This window comes from Alsobacter sp. R-9 (genome assembly GCF_054612375.1).
In genome coordinates, this window is the sequence record NZ_JBTSWJ010000004.1 from 333,430 (window position 1) to 343,085 (window position 9,656).

The following is a 9,656-nucleotide window of genomic DNA, read 5'->3' on the forward strand; positions in this document are numbered from 1 at the left end:
ATGTGCACCCGCACCGTGTTCCGGCCTTCTCGCCACCACAGGAGACGACGATGCGACAGACACCCGAGGTCCGGGACGGACGACAGGGCCACGAAACGGCCGAGGAACAACGCCGCATCCAGAGGGAGGCGGAGGCGGCACAGGCCGTTGCACCGAAGGCTGGACAACACCCGCCGCGGACCGGGATGCGGGACTATCCGGCCCCGCCCCTCCCCCGGCAGCACCAGTCGAAGCCGGGAGAGGAGACACGGCTCGACCCGCGCCCGCTCTACGACGCGCCCTACTGGCGAGGCTCCGGCAAGCTCGAGGGCATGGTCGCGCTCGTGACCGGCGGGGACTCGGGCATCGGACGCGCCGTGTCGGTGCTGTTCGCCCGCGAGGGTGCTGACGTCGCGATCGTCTACCTGGACGAGCACGAAGATGCGCGGGAAACCGTCGCGGCGGTGGAGCGCGAAGGGCGCCGGAGCCTCGCGATCTCCGGCGACGTCGCCGACGCCGCGTTCTGCCGGCGGGCCGTCGAGGAGACGGTGGGCGCCTTCGGACGCCTCGACGTCCTCGTCAACAACGCGGCCTTCCAGGAGCATGGAGACGCGATCGACGCCATCAGCGAAGAGCAGTTCGACCGTACGATGAAGACCAACCTCTACGGCTACTTCCACATGGTGAAGGCGGCGCTGCCGCATCTCGGGGAGCAGTCCTCGATCCTGAACACGGGCTCCGTGACCGGCATCCAGGGCAGCAAGTCGCTCGTCGACTACTCCGCCACCAAGGGAGGCATCCACGCCTTCACGCGGTCGCTCGCCGGCCAGCTCGTCGGCAGGGGCATCCGGGTGAACTGCGTCGCCCCGGGACCTGTTTGGACACCGCTCAACCCCGCCGACAAGGATGCGGAGGCTGTGGCGCAGTTCGGCGCCGATACCCCCATGCGCCGGCCGGCCCAGCCGGAGGAGATTGCTCCGGCCTTCGTCTTCCTCGCTTCGCCCGCGAGCGGCTCCTACATCACCGGCGAGATCCTCCCCGTCATCGGGGGCTACTGATCAGCGCAGACCGAGGCCCACCAGAGCCAGTGCCAAACCGAGCAGGCTCACGATCAGCAGCCCCGCCACGGTGAGAACCGCGGCGCGGCGGCGACCGGTCGCGGTCAGGTTGCCGTCGATCCTTCGCAGTCGCTCGTCGCTGGCTCCGGGAGGTTCATGCGGCGGGGTCTGAAGGGCCCGCGGCTGGGCTGCGGAGGATGCCTGTCCGGCGGCCTCCGCATCCGTTCCCAGCGGCGCCGCGGCCGGGTCCGGAAAGGCGACCTTGTCGCCCGTCCGGCCGGCGTCAATCCGCCCGCGTTCGTGCTCGGGGGTGGTCATCTCAACTGACCGGAGCCGAAACCCGCCGCCGGAGGATTTTCACCGGCCGCGGGTCGAGGCTTAGATGACAGGCCCGCTGCGGGTGCTGGGAGCACCCGGCGCGGTGCCGGAGCCTGCCTCGCGATGGGGTCCGCCGAGCCCCTCCTGGGAGCCGGGAGACGACGGCGGCACGTACCCCTCGCCGCCGACGGCCCGGGAGGACGCGGGGCCGGACTCGCCTCCGGTCGGGGTGGCTCCGGTGGCTCCTTCCACGGCCTTGCGGGCTGCCTCCCGGGCTCGTTCGGCAGCAGCGGAAGCCGCATCCTTGAGGGAGTCGGCATCGAGGCCGCGCTGGCCCAGTTCGTCGGAGACTGTCCGGACCGTTTCCTGGACGACGTGCTTGGCCTCCTGATAGCCGGCCTCGGCCATCTCCAGTGCCTGATGGCGGGCCTCTTCGGCATACTCGCCCATCCACGCGTCCTCGACGCGCGAGCGGGGAAGGATCGAGCCGAGAGCAGCTCCGACAAGCAATCCGAGGGCACCGACCGCCAGCGGCTGTTCCTCCATCACCTGCGTCGCACGGCGCCAGACGTTGGAGCCGGCCCAGGCGAGATCGTCGCGCCGGTCGTGGATGGCGCGGCGGGCGTAGTCGGTGGTCGAGGCCAGCGTGTCGCGAACGGAAGACGCCGCATGGGCGGTCCGACGGGCCATCTCGCTCCCGGCCTCGGAAGCCGCCGAAGCGGCCCCTCCTACGGTGTCGGCGACGTGGCCCATCGTGTCACGGGTGCGGCGCACGCCACTCGACGCTGCCTCGCTCACGCGCGAGGCGGCGTCGCTGACGGAGGACGCGACCCCGGATGCCGTGGCGCCGACCCTGTCGAGGATCCCGGGCTCGCCCTCACCGTCCTCGCCATAGCCGTACGAACGGCCATCGTCGCCGTACATGTAGCCGCGGTCACGGGTGTACGACCGATAGGACCGGCTGCGCGAATCCGAAGCGCCTCCACGGGACGTGGCGAGAAGCGCGAGCCCGGCTCCTACCAGCAGCACGGGCAGGGGATTGTCGCGCGCGGCACGTCCCGCGTTCGACAGGAACTCCCCGCCGGCGCCCTTGGTGTAGGCCAGCATCTCGTCCAGCAGTTGCCCAGGCGACATGCGGGCCTTGAGCTCGTCCAGCGTCTCGGTCACCCGGGCGCGGCTGCTCTCGACGTCCCTTGCGATCTCGTCGGCCGACCGGCCGTTGGTGTCGTCCGTCATGCTCATCTCAGCTGTTCCCTGGCTGTGGCCACGTCCCGCTGCACCTGCTCGACGGTGCGATGCGGTGTGAGGCTCGTGTTCTTGACCTGCGACTGCCCGCTCATCAGCAGGAGCGCGCCCAGGATCGCCGCGACGACACCCACCAGCAGGAGGCTGTAGTGCGGCGCGAGGCCCGCCACGGTGATGAAGAGCGCGACAGCCTGCAGGAGGATCACCAGCGCCGCGATCAGGATGGCGGCGCCGGCGCCGAACTTGACGGCTGCCGTCGCGTACCCGGCGATCTTCTCCGACGTTTCCGCCTTCGCGAGCTGGATCTCCTGGCGGAACAGACGCGTCACGTCATCGACAAGCGATCCGAAAAGCTCGGGGAGGGACCGTGAACCGTTGTCGAACGCCATCACGGCCTCCCGTCCTGCGCGCGCCCGGGCGTCGTGCGACGGCTCCCCGGCGTGGTGCCACCAGCCGTTCCGCCGACGTTGGGCACGCTCCCGGACGATCCCGGCCCGCTGGAGGGCGCCACGCTGGAGATGCCACCCTCGCCGCCGGGAGTGCCACGCATCGGGCTCTCGCCGCCGGGCGTCATGGGCGGAAGGGGCGGTCCCTCACCGACGCCGCGCGCCATGCCCGGCCGCGTTTCGGCGGGCCGGGTGTCGCTGGTGCCGGCAGGCCGATCGCGCTCCTCCGGCCGCACGCGACCGCTCACCCCTGTGCCGGAACTCCTGCTGCCCGGTTCGGGCCCCGTCGTCATGCCGGGCTGACGCGGAGCCGACCCGGTCGCGGACGATCCGCCAGTGCCCACCCCGGTACCGGATCCGCCGCGCAGTCGCGCCAGGGCTTCGCCTCGCTCCTCCCACCGGCCGCCCATGCCCGAACCTGCCCCCTGCGATGTGCCACGCGCCTCGCGATGACGCGGCGGCGCGCTCGACAGGAAGCGGGCGATGGCGAAGCCGGCGATCAGGGTGGCGCCGAAGACGGCAACCGGCTCGCGCCGGGCGAAGGCGTTCGCATCCTGCAGCATGTCGGTGATGCTGCGGGTCCTGAAGCTGCGCGAGAACTCCTCGATGGATTCCGCGGCCCGGTGGGCGTAGGGCGCGAATTCGGGGGCGCGATCCTCCAGGGCATCGGCGGCGGCATGGGCCGCATGAGCGACGCCCTCTAGACGGTTGGCGCCGGTGCTCTTGCCCTCCTCGGCGGCGTCGATGGCGCGTCGCTTGGCGCGTTCGGCAAGTTCGCCGGCCTCCGACTTCGCCTGCTCGGCCGCCTCGGCGGCCGTCTCCCGCGCGCGTTCCGCCAGGTCGTAGGCCTTGCGCCGCGCCTCTTCGGTCATGCCGCCCGTCGTCGAGGCAGAAGTCTCGCTTCCGGGGGTTCCGCTTCGGCCGGAGCCGAGCGGCCCCGACGGTGTCTCGTTGGGTGACGTCATCACATCCTCCGCATCCGCGCGTGATCGGGTCGACGAAGCAACCAGCGGCGACCGTCATGGTTCCGCACGCGTCACACCGGGGCACGTCGCGGGGATGATCAGCGGGGGGTGTAGACGAGGGGCCCGGCCTTGTTCCGCCAGCCCTTCCACGCGTCGGGGGGAATGTCGCCCTTCAGGATTGCAGGAACCGCAAGATCGGCCGGGCCGAGCCGGGGCACGTCTGTCCACGGGATGGGCGCCGAGACGGGGGCGCCGTCTCTCGCGCGCGTCGACCAAGGCGCCACGGCGGTGGAGCCTCGCCCGTTGCGCAGGTAGTCGATGAAGATGCGACCCTTGCGGGCCTTCTTGGAGAGCGTGGCGGTGTATCGGTCGGGCGCGGCCTGTTCCATGGCGCGCGCGAAATCGTGAGCGAAGCCCTTCACGGCCGCCCAGTCCGCCGCCGGCTTCAGCGGCACGACCACATGATAGCCTTTGCCGCCGGAGAGCTTCACGACGCTCGGGAGCCCCAGAGCCTCGAGTCGTGCCCTGAGCTCCGTCGTCGCCACGCGCACCTGCGCGAGCGAGACACCCGGATCGGGGTCGAGGTCGAACACGATCTGGTCCGGCTGTTCCAGCGCGTCGATGGTCGCGCCCCAGACATGAACCTCGAGCACGCCCATCTGGACGAGACCGGCAAGCCCATCGAAGTCCTCGATGTAGAGGAGATCCTCGCCGTCCTTCGGATCGGCGACACGCCGGACGCCGGCGGGCATGCCGGGCATCGCGTGCTTCTGGAAGAAGCGGGGGCCGCCGATGCCGTCTGGCGCTCGCACGAGGCTCAGCGGCCGCCTGCACACGTGGTCGCGCATGAGGGGCCAAACCGTCGCGTAGTAGTCGAGCAGATCCTTCTTGGTCAGTCCCGGGGCCGGCCAGAGGACTTTCCCCGCGTTCGTCAGGCGGACGGACGTGACGGCCCCGGCTGCCTTGCGCCCGGCCTTGTCCCCGGCGCCAGCGCGACGTGCCCGCCTGCTCTGGACCGGGTCGGGCTTCGGGTCGTCCTCGGGCCGCTCGACCGAAACCTCACGCGCCGGCTTGTCCTCGCGGAGCCCAAGGAACGAGGCATGACGAATGCTTCCGCTGGCGGTCCAGGCGCGGAATTCGACCTCCGCCACCAGTTCGGGCCGCACCCAGACCACACCCTTCTGGCGTCCGCCCTTTCCCGCGAACGGAGAGGCCTCGGTGCGCAACCGGTCGAGGCGGCGCTGCAGGTCGGTGGCCGTCTTTGCGGAGAAGCCGGTGCCGACATTGCCCACCGGTGCCAGCACTCCCGCCTCCCGCACCGCCAGCACCAGCGAGGCGATGCCCCGTCCCCGCGCCGCCGAGGGGATGTACCCGGCGATGGCGAACTCCTGGCGCTGCGTGCACTTCGACTTGATCCAGTCGTGCCCGCGCCCGCTCCGGTAGGGAGCGTCGGTCCGCTTCGAGACGACCCCTTCCAGCCCCATGCGGCAGCTATGGGCCAGCACGACGGCGCCGTCGTCGTCGAAGTGCTCGCTGAAGCGCACGGCAGGATGAGCGTCCGAACGCGCCAGCAGATCCTCCAGCGCGCTCCGACGCGTCAGCAGTGGTTCGCCGCGCCGGTCGCGACCGTCGAGGTACAGGAGGTCGAAGAGGAACAGCACAAGGTCGTCGGTGCATCCCTCCGAGAGAGCCGCCTGGCGCGCCGAAAAGGAAGAGACGCCGGTCGCATCTGGCACGACCAGTTCGCCGTCGAGGATGGCCGTCGTGCAGGGCAGCGCCGCGAGGGCGTCACGCACGCCGGTCCCGAACTTCTGGGTCCAGTCCAGCCCGGAACGGGTCAGCAATCGGACGTTGCCATGATCGACGTGCGCCTGCAGCCGATAGCCGTCGAACTTGACCTCGTGCAGCCACTCGTGCCCGGCAGGAGGAGACGTGCGCAGCGTGGCGAGACATGGCTCGACGAAGTCGGGCATGGGAGCGTCGTCCGTCCGCGCGGCGGGCTTCTTCCGAGGCGGGGCTTTCGGAGCCGAGCCTTGCGGCGCCGCGACCTTCCGCGACCTGTCGACCCTGGCTGCCCGCGGCTTGGCAGGAGCGGCCGGGACCCCCGCCTCAAAATCCTCCACGCGACGGCCTGACGATACCGACTCCGGCGCCTCCTCGAGGATGTCGCCCTCGACGCGCGCCACCTCGTCATCCGCCTTGATGAGAAGCCAGTTGTCGCCTTTCTCGCCGCGCCGCGGCTTCAGCCTCACGAGATGCCAGCCGCCGGCCAGCTTGTGTCCCTTCAGGGCGAAGGAGAGGTGCCCCTTGGCGAGGCCCGCTTCCGGGTCACCCTCGGGCACCCACTGCCCTTCGTCCCAGACGATCACGGCACCGGCGCCGTACTCGCCCGCAGGGATCGTGCCCTCGAAGCCGGCGTAGTTGAGCGGATGGTCCTCGACGTGGACGGCAAGCCGCTTCTCGTGGGGATCGAGGCTCGGGCCTCTGGTGACGGCCCAACTCCAGAGGACGCCTCCGTGCTCAAGCCGCAAGTCGTAATGGAGACGACGCGCAGCATGCTTGTGAACGACAAAGCGCCCGCCGGGCAACGTCTTCTCTTCAGGGGCCCCTGCCCGTCCCCGCGGCTCCTTCGTCCGGCGGAAGTCGCGCTTGGCGCGGTAGGTGTCGAGCGCGCCCATCGACGGACCTCAGGCCGACCGCCTGCGCGAAGGGCTCCGTCGCGGCGTTTCCGATGGTCGCGGTGCGGCTCGGGGGGCAGGCTTGCGAGCGCCGGGTGCCGACGGCTTGCCCGACGCCTTTCCCCGCTTCGGGGCGGAGGGCTCGGCGGAACCGCCGGCGCCGTTCTCGCTGCTGCCGGACAGGCTCTGTCTCAGCGCTTCGAAGAGGTTCACCACGTTCGACGGGCGTCCGGAGGGGCGGACCGTGGGCGGTGCCTTCCCCGCCTGCTTCGCGCGGATCACGTCGAGGATCGCCTTTTCGTAGCGGTCCTCGAAGCTGGCCGGATCGAACGTGCCCTTCTTCTGGTCAATGATGTGGCCTGCGAGAGCCACCATCTCGCGGTCGAGCTTCGGCGCGTCGATGTCGACCATGACGTCCTCCGGACGGCGCACCATCATGGCATAGCGCAGCGTCGTCAGCAGCAGGCCCTCGCCAAGGGGCTCGATGACCGCCGGGCGCTCTCGCCGGTAGAGCACGATGCGCGCCAGACCTGCCTTGCCCTTCTGCGCCATCGCTTCGCGGATCACAGCGAACGCCTCTCCCGACACCTCGTCCGCCGGCGTCACGAAGTAGGGCGTGTCGAGATAGATCTGCTCGATCGCGGACTTGTCGACGAAGCTCTCGATGTCGAGCGTATGGGAGGACTCGATCTGCAACGCCTCGATCTCGGCGTCGTCGACGAGCAGGTACTCGTCCTTCCCGACCTCGTATCCCTTCACCTCGTCCTCGGGAGGCACGGGCCGGCCGGTGACGGCGTCGACATACTGGCGGCGGACGGTGTTGCCGGTCGCCCGGTTGATCACCTTGAAGCGGACCTTCTCTGCCTGCGTGGTCGCCCCGGTGAGTTCCACCGCGCAGGTCACCAGCGAGAGCTTGAGATACCCCTTCCAGCTCGGCCTGGGCGCCATCCCGCCCTCCCCTGTACGCGCTACCAGCGCCTGCAACGCCGCCGAACGCGCCCGGTTCCGCCACATGTGCGAGGCTACTGGAGGGCCGCGGTCAGGCGGGCGAGGTTCTCCGCGATCCGGCGCCGCAGGGGGCGGGCCTCCCACTCGTGGGCGTCGACGATCCGGGTCTCGGCGAGAAAGCCGTCGATCGTGCGGGAGAGCGCGGCGGCCGTCGCCGTGTCGTAGACGACGAGGGTGACCTCGAGGTTCAGGGTGAAGGAGCGAATGTCGAGATTGCTGGAGCCGATCGTGCAGACGTCGTCGTCGACGAGCAGTGTCTTCGCGTGGAGCAGCGTCGGCGCGCGATAGAGCCTGAGCTCGATTCCCGCCCGCAGGAGCTGGGCGTAGAAGGAGTGCTGCGCGCTGACGACGAGCGCCTGGTCGACGGCCTCCGAATTGACGACGGTCACCTTCACGCCACGCGCCACGGCACTGGTGAGGGCTAGCATCAACGCCTCGTCCGGCACGAAATAGGGCGTCACAAGCACGAGACGCCGGCGCGCCGCGTAGATCAGCGCCGTGAACACCCGCAGGTTGCTCTCGGCATCCAGCCCCGAGCCACTCGGCAGGACCTGCGCCGCGGCCGATGCCTCGGCCGGCCGGCAAGCCACCGGAACGGGCCGGAGATCCTGGCCGGTCTCCGACATCCAGTCGGCGCGGAACACCGCGTCGAGCTGGGCGGCGGCGGGCCCCTCGACGCGCACGCACAGCTCCTCGTACCGGATGGCGTCGGAGCGGTGGTAGTGGCGGTCGATCAGGTTGAGAGAGCCGGTGAAGCCAACGGCGCCGTCGACGACGAGGATCTTCCGGTGGTTGCGTAGATCGGGCCTCAACCATTCCCCCTGCAGCCAGCCCTTGCGGTCGAAAAGCGGCAGCGAGAGATGCCATTCGATCCCGGCCCGGCTCAGCCGGCCTTGCAGGTCCTGAAATCCGGGAAACTTGCGCGAACCGAGATGGTCGAAGAGCACCTTCACGGCGACGCCGCGTCCGGCCGCCGCTTCCAGCGCCTGCAGGAGCGCCTCGGTCGCCCGGTCCATCGCGAGGATGTAGAAGCCGCAGTGAACGGTCGTCCGCGCGCCGCCGACCGCGTCGGTCATCGCGGCAATAATCTCGTCGTAGCCCGCCATCACGTCGATGCGGTTGCCTCCGGTCGCCACGAGACCGCTGACGCCGCGCGCCAGTTCAGCGATCCGCGAGCGGCGATCGTCGAGAGGCGCGGGAAGGGCCGCGTCATCGCAGAGGCTCGCGATCCCGCGCTGGATCTTGCGTCGGCGGCGCGGCAACCGCGGGCTGCCTATCAGCAGGAACAGCACGACGCCGACGAATGGCGCCACGGTGATCAGCAGGAGCCAGGCGGTGGCCGACGAGGGCTTGCGGTCCGTCGGGATGAGCACGATGGCGAGGCCCACCACGAGGAGGTGGGCCGACAGCGCGAGAAGGCTCAGGAGACCTGCGGACATCTTCGGGATGTCGCACGAACGCGGAGCCCGGCCAAGACCGGGCTCCGTCGCCTGCGTCGCGTGTCGTCAGCTGCCGAAGATCGAGTCGCCGTTTCCGTCGATGATCTGCCGCGCCTTGGTCAGGGAAAACGATTCCGCCTCCTCTCGGGAGGGATGCTTCTCGGCGCGGATGAAGCGGTGCTCGCGCGTGCCTGCCTCGAAGTCCTTCTCGATGCGGCCGGCCGTCTGGAACTGCCCGCCGTCAGCGAAGGGCTCGGCGTAGATCCGGTAGCCCTTGTACTCGATGGGCTCCACCGGCCGGACCTCCTGCGCACCCCCACCCAGCAGCTTGCCGAACAGTCGACCCAGCATCGCATCCTCCCCGCGTGTTCCGCTCCCTATGTAGCGTCACCCGCAGGGTTGCGACAGGCCCCGTGGGAGGCCTGTCGGTGGGTTCACGTGGTGTACTGGTAGTATCCGAGGTCGTGGATTCCCTTGAGGGCGATGGCGAAGTCTGGGTCGTCGAGGGAGGAGAGGTGGA

9 protein-coding genes are annotated in these 9,656 nt (G+C 70.1%); 1 reads left to right on the top strand and 8 read right to left on the bottom strand.

What is annotated here, in order from left to right; all coding sequences use genetic code 11:
• The first annotated feature begins 50 nt into the window (after positions 1–50).
• Positions 51–1,037, top strand: a complete 987-nt coding sequence (locus tag ACX9GQ_RS09610; RefSeq protein WP_459629300.1) for an SDR family oxidoreductase — start codon at positions 51–53, stop codon at positions 1,035–1,037.
• Here the strand turns inward: ACX9GQ_RS09610 and ACX9GQ_RS09615 are convergent, their stop codons facing one another.
• From ACX9GQ_RS09615 to ACX9GQ_RS09650, 8 genes are all read right to left on the bottom strand, one after another.
• A complete protein-coding gene (locus ACX9GQ_RS09615; protein ID WP_459629301.1) occupies positions 1,038–1,355 on the bottom strand; it encodes a hypothetical protein in 318 nt (105 codons plus the stop codon). It abuts the gene before it with no gap.
• Positions 1,356–1,415: 60 nt separating this feature from the next.
• Positions 1,416–2,591, bottom strand: coding sequence for a DUF3618 domain-containing protein (locus ACX9GQ_RS09620; RefSeq protein ID WP_459629302.1), 1,176 nt, complete (start codon positions 2,589–2,591; stop codon positions 1,416–1,418).
• Positions 2,592–2,593: 2 nt separating this feature from the next.
• Positions 2,594–2,989 carry a phage holin family protein gene (locus tag ACX9GQ_RS09625; RefSeq protein ID WP_459629303.1) on the bottom strand — a complete coding sequence of 132 codons (396 nt, stop codon included), beginning with the start codon at positions 2,987–2,989 and terminating at the stop codon, positions 2,594–2,596.
• The gene (locus tag ACX9GQ_RS09630) at positions 2,989–4,011 is read right to left on the bottom strand and encodes a hypothetical protein (protein ID WP_459629304.1); all 1,023 of its coding nucleotides are present in this window, start codon (positions 4,009–4,011) and stop codon (positions 2,989–2,991) included. The genes ACX9GQ_RS09625 and ACX9GQ_RS09630 overlap by 1 nt, the downstream gene beginning before the upstream one ends.
• Before the next feature lie 98 nt (positions 4,012–4,109).
• Positions 4,110–6,689: a DNA ligase D gene (gene ligD / locus ACX9GQ_RS09635; RefSeq protein WP_459629305.1), complete on the bottom strand. Its 2,580-nt coding sequence runs from the start codon at positions 6,687–6,689 to the stop codon at positions 4,110–4,112.
• Between the two features lie 9 nt (positions 6,690–6,698).
• A complete protein-coding gene (gene ku, locus ACX9GQ_RS09640; RefSeq protein ID WP_459629306.1) occupies positions 6,699–7,637 on the bottom strand; it encodes a non-homologous end joining protein Ku in 939 nt (312 codons plus the stop codon).
• 74 nt (positions 7,638–7,711) lie between these two features.
• Positions 7,712–9,136, bottom strand: a complete 1,425-nt coding sequence (locus tag ACX9GQ_RS09645; RefSeq protein WP_459629307.1) for a phospholipase D-like domain-containing protein — start codon at positions 9,134–9,136, stop codon at positions 7,712–7,714.
• A 66-nt stretch (positions 9,137–9,202) separates the two neighbouring features.
• On the bottom strand, positions 9,203–9,487 hold the full coding sequence (locus ACX9GQ_RS09650; protein ID WP_459629308.1) for an HlyU family transcriptional regulator: 285 nt from the start codon (positions 9,485–9,487) through the stop codon (positions 9,203–9,205).
• Positions 9,488–9,656 lie beyond the last annotated feature (169 nt).